Raw genomic sequence first — 17161 nt, 5'->3', positions numbered from 1 at the left:
CCAGAAACACCCACACCAGAAACCCCCTCAGAAACCCCCACACCACCAGACACCGACACACCATCCCCGCCGGAAACCAATCCGGCCTCGTCCGGTGCCCAGTACCGCTCGCCCGAGAACGGATACGCGGGCAGGCTGACGGTGCCCGGCTTCGGGCTGCTGTACAGGGCGTGCCAGTCGATCCGCATGCCCTTCGTCCACAGCTCCAGCACCCGGCCGTAGTCGCGCGACGCGACGAGCTGGGTCACCAGTCCCATCTGGTCGGACACACTCGTGCCGTCGAGCTCGGCCTCGACTCCACGGCCATGCCCCAGATACACCTCCGGTGCCCGAGCGCCGTCGTCGAAGGCGTGCGCGAGCTTGTCTTTCAGCTCGTCGACGGAGCCGGCGAGTACACCCAGCCGGTATTCCATCTCCTCCCGGCCGATTTGCAGGGTGTAGGCGATGTCGGCCAGGTGTTCGTCCGTGACGCCGCGCCTGTCAAGCGCTTCGCGCAGCTCACGTGCCTGGGCCTCGAGCCGGTCGTGATCGTGCGCGGACAAGACGATCATGACCGGACGATCGTCGGCGTGGATGCTGGCCGGGTATCCGTCGTGCTGGTGCCGTGTCATATCTGTCTATTTCCTTGCTTGACGAAACGTGCAGAGACAAACATCCGGAGCGTCCACCGGGACGATCACCCGTCCGTAAGGGCGGGCGACCCGTATGGCGTGCTGCCGGCTCGGCGCCGGCTCCGGGACCGTGTTCATGCGGGGTCGTACTCCTCGATCACGACGTGGGCGTTCGCCCCACCTGCTCCGAACGACGAAACGCCGGCGATCCTGGGAAGCGTCGACACGCTTGCATGACGTCTCATCACCGGCCGGGACCAGTCGGCCAGTTGCCGCTGGACATAGAACGGGCTGTTGTCGAAGTCGATATTCGGGTTGAGTTCCTTCGCGTGCAGGGATGGCGCCAGTTGCCCGTGCCTGAGCTGCAAGATGATCTTCACTACTCCCGCGATACCGGCCGCTCCCTCGAGATGGCCGATGTTCGACTTCGCCGAACCGATGGCGCAGAATTGCCGGTCGGTGGTGTCGTGCCGGAACGCGTGCGTGAGACCGGCGATCTCTATCGGGTCGCCCAGCTCGGTCCCGGTGCCGTGCGCCTCGATGTAGCTCACCGTCCGCGCCTCGACACCGGCCCGATCGAGGGCCTGCCGGATCACGTCACGTTGCGCCGTCGGGTTGGGGACCGTGTACCCGTTCGTCTTTCCGTCGTGGTTGATGCTGCTGCCCCGGATGGTCGCGTAGATGTGGTCGCCGTCGGCCACGGCCCTCGACAGGGGCTTCAACAGGAGGCCGACCACGCCCTCGCCGGGCACGATTCCGTTCGCGTTCGCGCCGAAACTCCGGCATTCCCCGTCGGGCGACAGCATCCGCATCTTGCAGAAATCGACGTAGGTCGCGGGATGGGTGTAGATGTTGACGCCACCCGCCAGCGCCATCTCACAGTCGCCCCTGCGCAGGTGCTCACACGCCTCGTGGACGGCAGACAGTGACGAGGAGCACATGGTGTCGATAGGCAGGCTCGGCCCGTTCAGGTCGAACACGTAGGACAGGCGGTTGGCGACCGAACTGAAGTTCGTACTGAGATGACTCGCACGTCCCTGGCGCCACAGGTCGGGGCCGTAAAGCTCGAAGCCCGTCCGCGTGATCCCGGCGAAGACGCCCACCTTGCCCTGGTGCTGACGCGCGATGCGCGTTCTGGTGTAGGCCGCGTCCTCGAACGTCTTCCAGCACTCCTCGAGGAAGAGCCGTTCCTGCGGGTCCATCTCGAGCGCCTCGCGCGGCGACATCTTGAAGAAGAACGGGTCGAAGTCGGCGAAGTCGTCCAGGAAGCCGCCCCACTTCGAATAGCTCCGGCGCGACTCGATGGCTTCCTCCACGTCTTCGGTGTAGAAATCATCCAGCGGCCAGCGATCACCGGGAATCTCGGTGACGCAGTCATTTCCTGCTCTGAGGTTGTCCCAGAACTCGTCGACGGTGCGCGCTCGCGGGAACCGTCCGCTCATGCCGATGATCGCGATGGGCTCGTCGACCTGGCGATCCCGCGCCACATCACCGGACCGGCGATCGATCGTGCGGCGCAGGGACGTGAGCGCCGGTGCCCCGCGCGCAGCCACGGGCGAATCGTCCGCAGTCTCCGGCACGGCAGGCCGTTCGGGTTCCACCCAGCGCTGACTCTCCTCGGGGAACTCCTCGGCCACATATGCCGACAACGACGCCAGGGTGCGGTGCTCGAAGAAGACCGTTTTCGGTAGCGAGCTGAACGGGCCGGACAGCATGTGATTGAGCTTGGCGATCAGGTACGAGTCGATGCCGTAGCTCTCCAGCGGTTCGTCCGGGTCGATCTGGCCCTCGCTCATCCCGGTGGCCTCGGCGAACAACCCCACCAGGCGCTGCCGCAGCGCGTCCTCCAGCCCGGGCGAATTCGCCGGCTGCCGGCGTGCACCGTCCGCGGATGCGGGCCTACCTGTCCCGGCCTCCCGCCCGGACAGGTAGGCCCGCATCCGCGCCACGTCGCCTTCCATCACCATGACCTGTGCCCGGCCCGAAGCCAGCGCCTGGCGCAGCGCGCGGATCGCTGTCGACGTCCGCATCGGGATCATGCCGGTGTCGTCCCTCATGCTCTGCTCGGACGCGGAATCGATCCGCATCCCTCCGGCTCGCCACAACGGCCAGTTGACGGACAGCGTTCGCCCGTGCCGGCGACCCGCCCGAACCAGCTCGTCGCGGTACGAGGCGTACGCGTCCAGGAATGCGTTCGCCGCCGCATAGTCGAGCTGGCCGACGTTCCCGAACGCCCCCGCGATCGACGAGCACAAGACGAACAGATCCAGCTCGAGCTCGCTGGTGGCTTCGTCGAGCAGCGTGAGGCCGGTGACCTTGGGCGCCAGCACCTCCCCGACCGACTCCGCCGACTTGCGGATCGCGAAGCCGTCCCGGATCACACCAGCGGTGTGCACGATGCCGTCCAGCGTCCCGAAGTCTCGAAGGATTCCGTCGACGAGAGCGCGGACGTCGTCAGCACGGGTGATGTCGGCCTGCCGGTATTCCACCTTCGTGTCCGGGCCGCCCACGTTCCGATACACGGCCAGGCGCTCGTCGTCGGCCGGGGAACGCCCGGCGAAGACCAGTGTCACCCGCCCGGCTCGCTCCGCGATCTCCGCGCCGACGGCCGGGGCGATCCCGACCCCGCCCGTCAAGAGGTAGATACCGCCGTCCTTCCACGGTGTGCCGGCCGGATCGTCCAGCTCGGGAACCGTCTCCCACCGGCCGGCGTAGCGCCGCCCTTCCACGTATCGGACCCGGCGCTCGTGCGCCTGCGTGGCCTCACGCTCCAGGATGTCGACGGTTCGGGAGGCGGCCTCGCGCGGATCGACCTCGATGAGCTGGGCCCGGACCTTCGGATTCTCCAACCGGACCGATTCGAGCATGGCAGCCAGTCCGGAAAGCACCCGATTCTCGCCGCCACTCGGAACGACCAGCTGTATCAGCACGTCCGTCCGCGGGCTGTCGCGAAGTATTTCCTGTACGGTGCCGAACACGCCCAGCGCCGCACGTTCGAAACGATCACCGATGGACCCGTCCCCGCCGGCGAGGACGATGCTCCGCGCCGGAAGCTCGCTCCGGACGGCTTCGGTCAGCGCCTCATCCAGCCCACCCAGCAACACCAGGCGGTCGCCGCGCTCGAAGGCTCCGTTCGTCGCCGCCGAGCCCGGCTCGTTCACCGGCTGCTCCACGAACACCGGCCGGGCCATGAGGAGGCCGGTATCGTCGGAGGCGCCATCCACGCCGGGTTCGGCCTCCCGCCAGGTGATACCCCGCAGCTGCAGGCAGGCTCGCCCCTGGGCGTCCACCAGATCCACGTCCGCGCATCCCTGCCCGGCATCACGCGCCACGGCCCACGCCGGCCGCCCGAATGGTCGAGATGGCTGCGGTGGCTCGGACGGCCCGGCCGGATCGGGGGAATGAGACGGCTCGGAGGAACCAGACGGCTCGGATGCCGGCGGGATCACCACCTCGCGTACGCCGGCCGGCACCAGCCGGGCGGCCGCGGCGGGGTCCTCCGTCACGAGCAGCGCCGCGGCGCGCAGTCCCGCCTCCGCGTGCAGCGGCGAGATCACGCATGCCGGCCCCGGCTCTGCCTCGTCCGCAAGCCGCACCTCGGCGAGCAGCTGCGCTTCGCCGACGTGCACCTCGCCGATCCCCCACGGGCCAAGCTCGCGACCGTCCGGGCGATCCGCACCGATGCTCCGCACCCCACACGCCGCCCGAACCTGCTCCAGATCGACCGTGCCGTGCCGGCTGGCGTGAGTCTCGGCAACGCCCTGGCCAAGCACGTCTCGTCCGGCCTCGGCATCCCCGGATTCGCGGTAGATCTCGAACTCGATCGCCTCGTTCGAAGCCGGGTACAGGGCGATGTTCACCGGTGTGGGTGGCTCGCCCACCCGGACCGGGCCGCTCCACACCACGTCACGCAACCGCCGGCCGGTCCGTTCATCGCCCGCGGCCGAGAGCGTCACGGCGGCCCGGGCCATTTCCAGCTGCACTGCCCAGGGCACCACGCCAGCGCCCCACGCGTCGTGATCCTGAACGAAGGCCGTCTCGGGGGAGAACGTCGAGGTGAACCGCTGCTCGGTCAGATCCGAGGTGTTCTCGTGCAGCAGCGGGTGCACGATTCCGGCACGTGCGGCCGGCTCGCCGTCCGCGCCGCCACGGCTGGCCGGACCCGATGCCCAGTGGTGTTCCCGGGCAAAGGGATAGGTTGGCAGGCTGACCGGGACGGGTGATGGCTCGCCGAACAGGGACGCCCAGGGAAGGTCGTAGCCCTGGCAGTACAGGTCGGCCAGCGCCAGCAAGACCTGCTGGGCACCGTCACCATGCCGCTCGCGAGCCCGAGACAGGAGGCCGACGGCATAGTCCTGCAACATCTCCTGCGGCTGGAACTCGCGCGGCACGGTCCCGGTGAACATCTGGTCCGGACGAGCTGCCCGTCCAGACTGGGACCACACGTCCAGCGCTTCGTCCACGTCCCGGACGACGATGGCACAGCGGTGCCGGTGATGGTGCCGGCCAGTGAGCAGGGTGTAGCTGACCCGCGTCAAGTCCACGCCAGCGCTCGCTTCGGAACGCAGATGATCACTTATCTGCGTTCTCAGCTGGTCCAGCTCTTCGGGCGTACGGGCCGACAGCACCAGCAGGTGAGATGCCGGGTGCCCGACGGGTGGCGCCGCGGGTTCTGCCGCGTACTCCTCGACGATCATGTGGGCGTTGGTGCCGCTGATGCCGAACGCGCTCACCGCACCGATCCGGCCCCGCGACGACGTCCGTGGCCAGGTGTTCCTGGAGGTGTTCACGTAGAACGGGCTGGTATCCCAGTCGACGTAGTCGCTGGGATGCTCGCAGTAGAGGCTGGCCGGAATGGTCTGGTGGCGCAGCGCCTGAACGAGGCCGATCAAACTCACGAGGCCCGAGGCGGCCAGCGCGTGTCCCACGTTCGGTTTGGTGGTGACGAGCGCGCAGCTTCCCCTCTCTGCGGTGCGCCCGTCGAAGGCCCGCCAGAGTGCGTTGATCTCGATCGGGTCGCCGAGCCGCGTGCCCGTGCCGTGGGTGAACACGCAGTCGATCGCGGCGGGATCGATACGATACCGATCGTGGATACCGCGTATCAGGTCGGTCTGTGACTGGCTGCTCGGCGCGGTGATGCCGTTGGTCTTGCCGTCGTAATTCAGGCCGCTTCCCCGGATCACCCCCAGGATCCGGTCCCGGTCCGCTTCGGCGTCGGAGAGGCGTTTGAGCGCGACGACGGCGACGGCCTCACCGGGCACCATCCCGTTGGCCCGCTGGTCGAAGGCGTAGCACCGGCCGTCCGGCGAGAGCATCCCCGCCTCGTCGGCCGCGACGAAGCTGTCCGAGGTGGTCATCAGGTTGACGCCCGCGGCGAGTGCGGTGTCGCATTCGCCGTTGCGCAAGCTCCAGCATGCCTCGTGCGCGGCTACCAGGCCCGACGAGCAGGCCGTGTTGATCGCCATGGCCGGCCCGCCGAGATTCAGGAAGTACGCCAGGCGCGCAGCCAGGACACCTTCGTGATTCGAGGTAACCTTCCCGGGCTCGTCCAGCAAGGTCGCGTAGTTCCCGGATTCGACACCGACGAACATTCCGACGGTCTGGCTTTCGATCTTGTCCGCGCCATATCCGGCGTCTTCCAGCGCGTTCCACGATTCCTGCAGGAGTAATCGCTGCCGGGGATCCATCGCGCGCGCGTCGGCCGGGGTGATCTCGAAGAAGAGCGGATCGAACTCGCTCACGCCGGGCACCAGGCCGCAGCGCCAGGCGCCGCCGTAGCCGGGGAAGCGATCCTCGGGGATGTCCCGGACGGCCTCGCGCCCGTCGCGCAGGATGGCCCACAGCTCGTCGACGGTGCGCGCGTCCGGAAACCGCCCGCTCATACCGATGATGGCGATGGGTTCTGGCACGTCATCGGACCGGCCCGCAGCACGGACGGGCGAGCGTGCCGCCACGGGAGCGGGATCTGCCGCCACGGGAGCGGGATCTCCCACCACAGGAGCGGGATCTGCCGCCTCGTGTGGAGATACGGCCACCGCACGCTGCTCGTCGTCGATGCCCGGATCCGGCCCGCCCACGTAGAAGGTGGCGAGCACGTCCGCGTGCTCCGTCGCGTAGTGCCGGCTCAGCGTCTCCAGGGTCGGGCAGTCGAAGAACAGTGCCGGGGTGATCGCAATGCCGAAGTGCGACGACAGTTCGCCCGCCAGGTCCGTAAGGCTGACGGAGTCGAACCCGAAGTCGGCCAGGTTCTCGCCGGGGTCGATGCGCTCGCGTGGGATCCGCAGCAAGGCACTGACCTTCTCCTTCAGGTCGGCGCGCACGCGCGCCTGAAGGCTCCCGGTGTCCAGCTCCGGCTCGACAGCCCGCCCCGGCTGGACGGCCCGCACCGGCTCAGCCGTGGGCCCTATCCGCTCCGGGGCCGAGCCCGGCGAGTGCACCGGGTGCCGCGTCGCGTCGCCGGCGGGACCCGTTCGCAAGAACCGGCGGATACGCTCCGGATCACCGCTCATCACCAGACACTGGCGCGGGCCACCAGGCAGGAGACGGTCGAAGACGTCGACACCTTCGGTGCTCTCCAGTGCCCGCTGACCGCTGGACTTCAGGTACAGCTTGGTGCTGTCCTCGCTGGCGAGGTTCATGCCGCCGGACGCCCACAACGGCCAGTTGATCGCGATGGAACGTCCCGGGTAGCCCCGCTCCTCCCGGTAACGCGCGTACGCGTTCTGGAAACGGTTCCCCGCAGCGTACGCGCAGGAGCCGAAGTCACCCACGACCGCCGCTACGGAGGAGAAGTAGCAGCTGAAGTCCAGCGGATCGTCCTTCAGCAGCTCATCGAGCACGAGCGTGCCCGAGATCTTGGGATGTAACAGCTCGTCGAAGGCCTGCGCGGTGCGGTCGACGACAGTTCCGCGGGCATCGACACCGGCAGCATGAACGACACCGTGGACGGGACCGAACGTCGCGCGCGCCCGTTCCAGTCCGGAGCGCATCGCTGTCTCGTCACTCACGTCGGCCTGGATGTGCAGCACGCGACTACCCAGCGCCTCCAGTTCCGACAGCTGCTCGCGTTGCCGCTCGTCCAGCGCGGAGCGCCCGGTAAGGATCAGATTGACGTTCGCCGTTGACGCGAGGTGCCGTGCGAACAGGAATCCCAGGCCACCGCATCCTCCGGTGATCAGGTAGGTCCCACCACGCCGAATGGTGTCTCCGGCGGCCGGTGCGCTCACCTCACGCAGCGCGCTCACCTGACGCCTGCCGTCCCGGTACAGGACGCTCCCGGCCCGATCGGCCCGCAGCTCGCTCGTCAGCGTGGGCAGCCAGGCCCGCAGGTCCTCGGCCGGGTTCGTGCCAACGTCCATCGGGCAGATCGCCGCAGCGCGGAGGTCGGGGATGGCCTGCCGCAACGACCGCTCGAACCCGATCCAGGACTCCACGTAGCAACGGTCAAGCTCGCTGGCTGGCTGCGCGGACAGGACGAGCCGCTGCGCACCGAGGGATGTGCGCGCCATGGCATGCAGCAAGTGGACGATGTTCGTGTAGTTGTGGAGTTCGGCGGGATCCTCGAAAGCCCACAGATAGACGACGGCATCGGGCCTGCCGTACCGATCGGCGATGGTCTGCAACGCCGTCACGAAGGACTCGACGTCATCCGGGTCGACGGCAATGACGGGACCGGTTCCGTCCTTCCCGTCATTGCGGTCCTTACCGTCGTTGCCTTCGCCCTGGTCCATGCCCCGGCCGTTCTTCGACACGAACACCGGCATCGCCCGGGGATCGGCGGCGCGCAGCTGCTCGGTGAACGCCGCCTGATGCTCGGGAGAGGAGAGCAGGCAGATCACGGTACGAACGTCTGCCGTGGCGTCTGCGAGGGGCTCGTCCTCCCAGACCTCTTCGAACAGCATCAGCTCACCCGGCTCGTGCCCGGCGTTCCGCTGACCCCCGGTGTCCGGCACGGCAGCAGGTGCCGCCGGCGCCACCGGTGCCGCGTCGGACGCGGGAGCCGGCGACAACCAGTGCCGTTCACGAGCGAACGGGTACGTGGGCAGCGGGATGCGACACGGGTTCCCCTCGCCGCCCAGCACCCTGCCATCGAGGTCCAATCCGTTGACCCACAGCTCGAGGAGGCGCTCGTATCTCCCCCTCGCGATCCATTTCTCGATGGCCTCTTGCATCTCGGCGTCCGAGAACATGGACAGCAGCTCGCTGTTCTGCCACGGCCTGGGCTGGAACGTTCCCTCGGCCGGGTCGTCGCCACGCACAAAGCGGTCGAGGCTCTCGCACAGTTCCTCGGTGCTGCCGACCAGGAACGCGACCCGTCGTGCCATCTCGTCCCGCCCGACCTGCAGCGTGTAGGCGACGTCGTCCAGCGAGACGGAGCGTTCACGCACGAACGCCGACAGCTCCCGTGCCCGGCCGGTCAGCGCGTCCGCGGTCTTCGCGGAGAGCAGGATGGGGACCGGCCGCGTGGAACGCCGAGCGGAATGCCGAACAGCGCGCCGCTCGCGCGGGTCGATGTGTTCTTCGACGACGACGTGCCCGTTCGCGCCGCCGAATCCGAACGAGCTGATCCCGGCCCGTCGGGGAGATTCGTTGCCGTTCTCGTCCACGTGGCGGTTCCACTCCCGGGTCCGCTCGACGACGTAGAACGGACTGCCCTGCAGGGAGATGTGCGGGTTCAGGTTCTGGAAATGCGCCAGCCCCGGTAGCGTCCCGTGGCGCAGCCCGAGCAGAACCTTGATGAGACCGGCAAGTCCCGCCGCGGATTCGAGGTGACCGATGTTGGCTTTGACCGAACCGAGTCCACAGAATCTCTCGGGCAGGTTCGGCTCGATCTCGGCGAATGCCTCCTGCAACGCCTGCACCTCGATCGGATCGCCCAGGGCCGTGCCGGTGCCGTGGGCCTCGATGTATCCGACCGTCTCCAGAGGCAGCCCGGAATCGAGGTAGGCGGACTTGATCAGTTCCTTTTGCGCCGTGAGGTTGGGGGCCCGCAGCGAGTTGGATCTGCCGTCGTGATTGACCGCGGACGACTTGATGACGCCGTAAATCGTGTCCCCGTCCGCCTTCGCCTGCTCGAGCGGCTTCAACAGGACGGCGGCGTAGCCTTCCGAGCGGACGAAGCCGTCGGCGGCAGCGTCGAAGGTGCGGCACCGCCCGCCGCCGGAGAGCATGCCCGCGCGCATGCTCACGCGATACGGACGTGGCGACAGCAGCACGTTCACACCAGCCACGAGCGCGGTGGAGCTGGCGCCCGCACGGATGGACTGGATGGCGTGATGTATCGCGATCAGCGAGCTGGAACAGGCCGTGTTGATGATCTCGCTGGGGCCATGGAAGTCGAACCATCGCGAGACCCGATTCGCGACCAAGCTCGTGTGCAGCCCCGAGTCGAGGTACGCACCGTAAACGTCGACGACCCCGGGCTCCAGCGACACCAGCTCGGAGTAGTCGACGTTGTGCACGCCGACGAACACGCCCACGTTCTGGCCACCGAGTTGCGACGGCCCGTAGCCGGCGTCCTCGATGGCCCGCCACGACATCTCCAGTACCTTGCGCTGCTGCGGGTCCATACTCTGCGCTTCGAGCGGCGAGATACCGAAGAAGTCGGCGTCGAAATCGGCGACGTCGTCGACGAATCCGCTGTACCGGGGAAAGGAATCCATACCGTCGCCGTAGTGGCGACGGTACGCCTCGATGATCTCCGGTCGTTCGTTCTCGATCGAGGTGATGCAGTCCTTCTCGGCGACGAGGTTCTGCCAGAAGCTTTCCACGTCCGTTGCCTCGGGAAACCGGCAGCTCACACCGACGACGGCGATCCCTTGCGGGGCTTCGGGGACTTCCGCATGGGCCGGAACGCTGCTCGACACGGTGGGAGCGCGCACCTGGCCAGCCGGGGCCGTGGACGCGAGGAATGCCGCCAGCTCCTCGATGGTCTTGTGCTTGAACAGCATGGACGGGCCGAAGGAGATACCGAAGACGTCCTCGATGCGACGCGCCAGCTGGACATAGTCGACCGAGTCCAGCCCGAGCTCTGCGAAGCGCCGGGAGGCGGCCAGCGATTCCGATGAACGCCCGAGGACCGGACCGAACACCTCGGACACGAGGGTGTCCACCACGCCTCTCGGTGCCGCGGGCACCGCTTCCAACTCATCGGGTTCCGGTTCATCGGATTCCCGCGCACCGGATTCCGGCTCATCGGAACCGTGCCTGCCCTGCGACGAGCCGGCCGCCGCAGCCGAACCCTGGCTTGCGCCACGCGAAGCGAACTCGCCGTCCCGATACGAGTAGAAGATGGGCAGCTCGCCATCCACATAGGCCGTTCTGGTCCGTTTCCGCAAGATCTTCCCGATCGGCGAGCGCGCGATGCTGCCGGGCGCCACGAGCGCGATCTCGAAGCATCGCACCCGATGTTTCTCCGAGATCGCCACGACTGCCGACTCCAGCAGCCGGCGACATTCCTCCTCGCTGGTCGAAGGGTCGGCCTCCTGGATGGCGACGACCTGCTCCTCGTCGTCGATCTCGCAGCCGAACACGGTCACCGGCCGGGATTCACCGGACATCGTCGCCGTGATGGTGGCTTCGATGTCCACGGGATAGTGGTTTTCCCCGCGGACGATGATGAGTTCCTTCTCGCGCCCGACGATGAAGACCCGGCCATCCTCGACGAATCCGAGATCGCCAGTGCGAAGGTAGCCTCCGGCACCGTGTTCCAGGGCCGCCGAGAGCACCTCACGTGTCGCCGACTCGTTCTTGTAGTACCCGCTGAAGGCTCCGGGCGTCTTGACCCAGAGCTCTCCCACCTCGCCGGGAGCGCACTCCACGTGCCGCTGCGGATCGACGATTCGCAGGTCCACACCCGGGCTCGGCTCACCTACGGAGGCCACGACCTTGCCCTCCCCGCCATCGCCCGGTGGCACGGCCCGTCCCTGCTCCAGTTCCGCCAGATCGACAGTGCGAAACACCGGCTCGGCCGTGGGCGGGTCCGTGACGAACGCACCAGCCTCGGTCATGCCGTAGTTGGGACAGAAAGCGGAAGGCGACATCCCGATCGCGCCGAACGTGGTCACGAAGCGCCGATAGGTCTCTTCGCGGATCAGCTCGCCCGCGCACAGGACCTCCGTGAGTGACGCCAGGGAGACGCCGTCCGAGGCCAGCTCGTCGACAGAGACGTGATCACACAGGTAGTCGAACGCGAAGTTCGGCGCGCCCGTATGGGTGGCGCCATACTCGTCTATCGTCCGTAGCCAGAGTTCTGGACGCTTCACGAAACTGCTGGCCGGCAAGATGACGCTATCCAGGCCGACCAACAGTGGCACCAACGCACCCACGGACAGGCCGAAGTTGTGAGAAAGCGGCAACCAGGAGACCACCACGCTGTCCTGACGTGCCTGCCAGAGATCCACCGTCAACCGCAACTGCTCCACGAAGGCGTGATGCGTCATCATCACGCCCTTGGGCTCAGCGGTCGATCCCGAGGTGAACAGGAACATCGCCGGGTCGTCTGCCGCAGGGAACCGCAACGTCGACGCGGAATTAGCCTCCTCGGCCTCGGCATCGGCCGTACCCGAGGATGACCCGTCGGCACCGGCGACACCGGCGATGTCGTGGATGTCGAGCACGGTCAGCGTCGCCAACTCGGGCTCGTCCTGGAGGCGATCAGCTACCTCGGCGGTGGTGACGACGCACCGGGCATCGGCCGATCCGGCCAGGGTGCGCAGTCGCTTCACGACGTCATCCGGGTCGTCGGTGACGTCCGCCATCATCGGTACGGCCACCTCGTTCGCGTAGAAACATCCGGCGAGCCCGCAGATGTAGTCCAGCGCATCCGGCAGGAAGAGCAGCACCTTCGCGTGCGGCTCGAGCCGGTCCTGCAGTGCCGCGCCGAGCTGGCGCGCCCGGCGACGCAGCTGGTCGCCGGACAGCGATGCCTGCGTGCCGACGTCCTCGCGGAAGACGAGATGCCGGTCTGCCGGATAGCGTTCGGGCAGATCAGCAAGAGTGCGCACCGATGGCTCCGGCGCGGGCGCGTCGTCCATGTCTCGTCCCCTCGTCCGTCGTCCTATCCGGCCTGGCCGTCGTCCACCTCGGCGCATGTCTCGCCCCGACCTCGAGTCCCTTGTTCCGATCAGCTCTCACTCGTAGAGGGAGAGAATTCGCTCACGCACTTCTGGCTGATGAAATGTCACATCGTGCATGCGAAGCTCCTCTTCGATGACGCCTGGCAACCGATTCCTCAGGTCCGCCACCAGATGATCTTTCAGGGTGACCAACGACAGGCGAGGTTTCTCCGCGATGAGTGTCGCCAGCTCCACGGCGCGGTCCAGCACGTCGCGCCGCGGCATCACCTCGTACGGACAACCCCGTTTGGCCAGCTCCGATCCCCGGAACGTGCGGGCGGTAATCAAGAACTCTTCGGCGAGGACCGTTCCGAGCTTGGCCGGCAGCACGAGCGTCGCGCCGAAACCCGGTGTGAAGCCGTACTTCATGAAACTCGCCGTGTACACGCTCTCCTCGGACATGATGACGAAATCGCAGAAGAGGCCCAGGCACAGCCCGCCGCCGATGCCGTGTCCCTGCATCGCCGCCACCACCGGAATCCTGCAGTCCAGCGGGATGCTGTACGTGCCTGCTCCGCTGCCGCCGTCGTCCGATGTGAAGGCCGCGTGACCCTCCTGGATCGCGATCAGATCCTGCTGGGTCCCGCCCGACGCGAAGTAGTTCCCGAACCCGGTCAGCACCACCGCGCGGTAGCTCTCGTCGTCGGAAACCTCCTGGAAAGCCTGGGCGAGGCCCGACACCAGCTCGGGAGTGAACGTGTTCTTGTTGTCCTTGTCCTGCATCACGATCAGCGCCACTCCGGGCGCCGGGGATTCCAGCTGCACCACCGGCTCAGTCATTCGGCAATGCCTCCCATGGATAGATGCCGTCCTCGACGAACCGGGAGACACGCGCCAGGTTGGCGCTGTCGGAAAAGATCTCGAGATTGGCCGCTATCGCTGCGTCCCTGCTGTCGTGCACGAGGGTGTCGAGTTCGGCCATGTACCGCTTGTATCGGTGAATCGCCTCGGCGGGGATCTTGGTGAGCCGCGACAGATGCCGGCGCAGCACGTTGTCGCTGTTCTTCCCGTACGCATCGACCAGTCCCCACTCCGCCGCCTGCGCGACTGGGACGGGCTTGGTCATCAAGGTCATGTAGTGCGCCTTCTGCCGCCCGATCTTGCGCGACAGGAACGGGAGCACCATGGCGGGGAACAGCCCGAACAGCAGCTCCGACAGGCTGAACACGGCGGACTCGTCCGCGACGACCACGTCGCTGGCCGCGACGAATCCCACCCCGCCCGCGTTGGCCTGTCCGCGTACGTGCGACACCACGACGTACGGACCGTTCGCCATGCGAAGCCACAGGTCGTAGAGATCGCTGACCTGATTCTGATCGTGCGCCTGGTGCGCGCGGGCTCCACTGCTGACACTCTCGAAATCGGCACCGAAGCAGAACACCTCGGGGCTTCCTTCGAGCACGACGATGCTTGCCGAGCCCTCGCACGACGCGAGAGCGTGCGTCAGCTCGGCGATGAGTTCCGGCGTGATCGTGTTCTTGGCCTCCGGACGGTCGAACCGTATCCAGCACACGCCACCCTCGAACGTGACGCGGATGGTTTCGGTGCTTACAGCCACTCGTACTCCCGGTGGAACTCGTCGATCCTGCGCAGAATCAAGACACCCGCCCCTTGGATGTCGTGGACGAAATCGGCGAACGGGTCGAGGTCCAGATCGACCTTCCGGGTACCGAAACGAACGGCCTCGTTATGCACGAGAAGGGCGTCGTACTGTTCGAGGCTCATCTTCCGGCGCCGCTTCAGATGCCCCGGGACGTCCATCTGCCGCAGCTTCTCGTGTCCGCCCGGGGTGACGACCCCGCTGTGGAACTCGGAGCAACACCCGGATCCGTAGGAGAAGCAACCGATACGCTTCGGCTTCTCGAAGACTCCGTTGTCGATCGTGCTGAGAAGCGCGAGCAGCACCGTGGCACCCATGACGTTGCCGACGTTCTGGCAATGGGCCAGGCCCGGTCCCACCCGGCGCTCGAAGTCGTCCTCGATCTCCTGTGGCGCCGCACGGTAGAGCCTGCGCATCATCTTTCGGTGCGCACCCTTCACCATTCCCCCGAAGGGAACGTGAAAGGCGAGGTAGTCGAACGACTCGCGGTAGTCCGCCGCGGGAACGCGTCGCTGGTATTCGGCGAAGGTCTCGTAGCAGCAGTCGAGGTAGGACATCAAGGACAGGTCCGCGTTGCCCGCCTCGCTGTCGGGAATGGGCCGGCAGGTGTCCATGACCTCGTAGCCGTAGTAGCCATTGGCTCCGACATCGACCTGGTAGACCTCCGGCTTGTCGCTGACCAGCAGGGCCGCCGCTCCGGCACCGCCGCTCGGCTCGGCGAACGACCAGTCCTCGGACAGCGCTTCGCCCGCATCGGCCACGTGGAACCGGGACACGTCGGTCGCCACGACGAGCGCCTTGGCGCCAGGTGAGACCTGGGCCAGGATGAAGTTCACCGCCATCTGGAACCCGGCCGTCCCCGAGTAGCACGCGTTCTTGACCTCGAAGAGCCGGCAATTCCTGTTCAGCCCGAGATAGTCGTGAACATAGGTACTGATGGATTTCCCGAAATCTATGCCTGACTCAGTGCACGTCACGAGCAGTTCGATCCGGTCCCGGTCGGCGTCGGACAGGGAATCGACGATCGGTTTTGCCGCATTGACTCCGAGCGAGATCGGGTCCTCGTAGGGCAGCGCCACGGTCTTCGCGTGCATCAACAGGTTCTCGAAGCGCTGCGTCTCCAAGTTGCGGTGCTCGGCCAGCTCCGCGACATCCAGATAGGCCGTACCACCGTAGAAGTTCATGGCTTCTATTCCGACCGCGCTCAATCTTCGTCTCCAGTTCCCAGCACGACGCACGTGTTGATCCCGCCGAACCCGAAGCCGTTGTTGATGGCACAGCTCAACGGTTCGTCCACTGCGTGCGCCGGAGCGAGCCGCAGCGTATCGACGATGGGTTCCTTGAGGTTGACATTCGGGTGCACGAATCCGTATCGGAGCTGCTGGACCGTGGCCACCGCTTCGAGCGCCGACGCGGAGCCCAGGCAGTGGCCGAGCATCGACTTCGTCGAGTTCACCCACGGCTGGTCGCCGTACTCGCCGAACACTCGTCCCAAGCCTTCGGCCTCCGCCTGATCTCCCAGCGGTGTCGACGTGGCGTGCGCATTCACGTAGTCGACCTGCGCCGCCGAAATCCCGGCGGAACGCAAGGCCCGGTTCATGACTCGCACCTCGCCGTCCACCGAGGGCGTGGTCAGATGGTTGCCATCGAGCGTGATCACCCCACCGCGCACCCGAGCCAGCGCTCGCGCACCCCGCGTGGCCGCGTGGTGATACGACTCCAGGACCAGCGCCGCCGCTCCTTCGCCGTAAATGAAGCCCTCGTGCTGCCGGTCGAACGGCCGGCTGAGTTCCTCGGCCGGTTCTTGACGGCTCTTACCGCCGAGAGCTCCGAGGTTCCACATCGCCATCATCTCGACGATCGACAGTTCGGTGATCGGCGCGATGACCAGGCAGGCATCCGCAGCACCGCTGCGGATGAGCTGGAACGCCTTCACCAGTCCGACGTTCCCGGCAGCGGACGCACCACCGACGCTTGAGCCCTCGCCGACGATGCCCAGCATCTCGCTCGCCGCGCCCAGCACGTCGGTATCCCAGAACTCGTGGGCATAGCTCGGCCTGACGAACGACGGCGACTTCTGGTACTTCTGGCTCATCTCGAACGACAGCTGGTGCCCGTGGTTACTTCCGGCGACCAGGACGCCCACCTCGGAACCGTCGTGCCCTGCCTGTATACCCGCCTGAGACCACGCCTCGACCGCCGCGAGCAGGGAGTACTGCTTCGACCGGCTGGCCCGGCGCACGAGCCGACGCAGCCGGTCAAGCACGTCCGCGTCTACCTCGGTCAGCCGCTCCAGGACCGCTGCCGGTGCCCGTCGAATCCGGCCCCGGACGCCCAATGCCGCCGGCAGCTCATCCTCCGGGGACCCCGACGGCTCGTACGAGATACCCGACGCTCCCCGTCGTAGCGCATCCGTGAACTCGTCGATGTCGTTACCGATGGCACACTGCACTCCCAGCCCGGTGATCGCGACGCCGCTTCCGTCCGGGAAATCGTCCTCACCGCTCATTGCGCTGCCGCAGCACGCTTCTTCTCGATCAGATCGACGATCTCTTGCAGAGTCCTCAGCTCACCGAACTCGACCATCGAAACTTTCAAGTCCTGCGCCTCGAGCGTCTCGGAGATGATGTTCATCCGGTCCACCGAGTTGGCACCGAGATCTCGAAGTGTGTCATCAGCGCGGATATCCGCGGGCTCGAGCTCGGGAAGCGTCTCCACGATCGCTTCCCGAAGCGTCTCGAATACCCCCAAGTTTTCCATCTCTTCAATTCCTCTGCACGGAGCCCATCAGGCGGTGGATGAGCATTTCCCCTGGTATCGACGTCGTATCGACG

At 66.8% G+C, this 17161-nt stretch carries 7 protein-coding genes; all 7 read right to left on the bottom strand.

Annotated elements, in window-relative coordinates; all coding sequences use genetic code 11:
* The coding region (locus DPM12_RS19455) for a KS-MAT linker domain-containing protein (protein ID WP_211659163.1) at window positions 1-611 on the bottom strand (611 nt) is incomplete at its 3' end.
* A gap of 134 nt (window positions 612-745) precedes the next feature.
* The gene (locus DPM12_RS19450; RefSeq protein WP_158542960.1) at window positions 746-12646 is read right to left on the bottom strand and encodes an SDR family NAD(P)-dependent oxidoreductase; all 11901 of its coding nucleotides are present in this window, start codon (window positions 12644-12646) and stop codon (window positions 746-748) included.
* A 96-nt stretch (window positions 12647-12742) separates the two neighbouring features.
* Window positions 12743-13507, bottom strand: a complete 765-nt coding sequence (locus DPM12_RS19445; RefSeq protein WP_112260019.1) for a polyketide synthase — start codon at window positions 13505-13507, stop codon at window positions 12743-12745.
* On the bottom strand, window positions 13500-14285 hold the full coding sequence (locus DPM12_RS19440; RefSeq protein ID WP_112260018.1) for an enoyl-CoA hydratase/isomerase: 786 nt from the start codon (window positions 14283-14285) through the stop codon (window positions 13500-13502). The genes DPM12_RS19445 and DPM12_RS19440 overlap by 8 nt, the downstream gene beginning before the upstream one ends.
* Complete coding sequence (locus tag DPM12_RS19435; protein WP_112260017.1) at window positions 14276-15535, bottom strand: hydroxymethylglutaryl-CoA synthase family protein; 1260 nt, start codon at window positions 15533-15535, stop codon at window positions 14276-14278. Before DPM12_RS19435 ends, DPM12_RS19440 begins: the two co-directional genes overlap by 10 nt.
* Entirely contained in the window at window positions 15532-16836 is a 1305-nt protein-coding gene (locus DPM12_RS19430) for a beta-ketoacyl synthase N-terminal-like domain-containing protein (RefSeq protein WP_112260016.1), read from the bottom strand. The genes DPM12_RS19435 and DPM12_RS19430 overlap by 4 nt, the downstream gene beginning before the upstream one ends.
* Window positions 16833-17087 carry a phosphopantetheine-binding protein gene (locus DPM12_RS19425; RefSeq protein WP_112260015.1) on the bottom strand — a complete coding sequence of 85 codons (255 nt, stop codon included), beginning with the start codon at window positions 17085-17087 and terminating at the stop codon, window positions 16833-16835. Before DPM12_RS19425 ends, DPM12_RS19430 begins: the two co-directional genes overlap by 4 nt.
* Window positions 17088-17161: the final 74 nt, after the last annotated feature.

This window comes from Phytoactinopolyspora halophila, from assembly GCF_003287285.1.
In the GTDB taxonomy this organism is placed as follows: Bacteria; Actinomycetota; Actinomycetes; order Jiangellales; family Jiangellaceae; genus Phytoactinopolyspora_A; species Phytoactinopolyspora_A halophila.
This window is presented reverse-complemented; position numbering and strand designations above follow the sequence as displayed.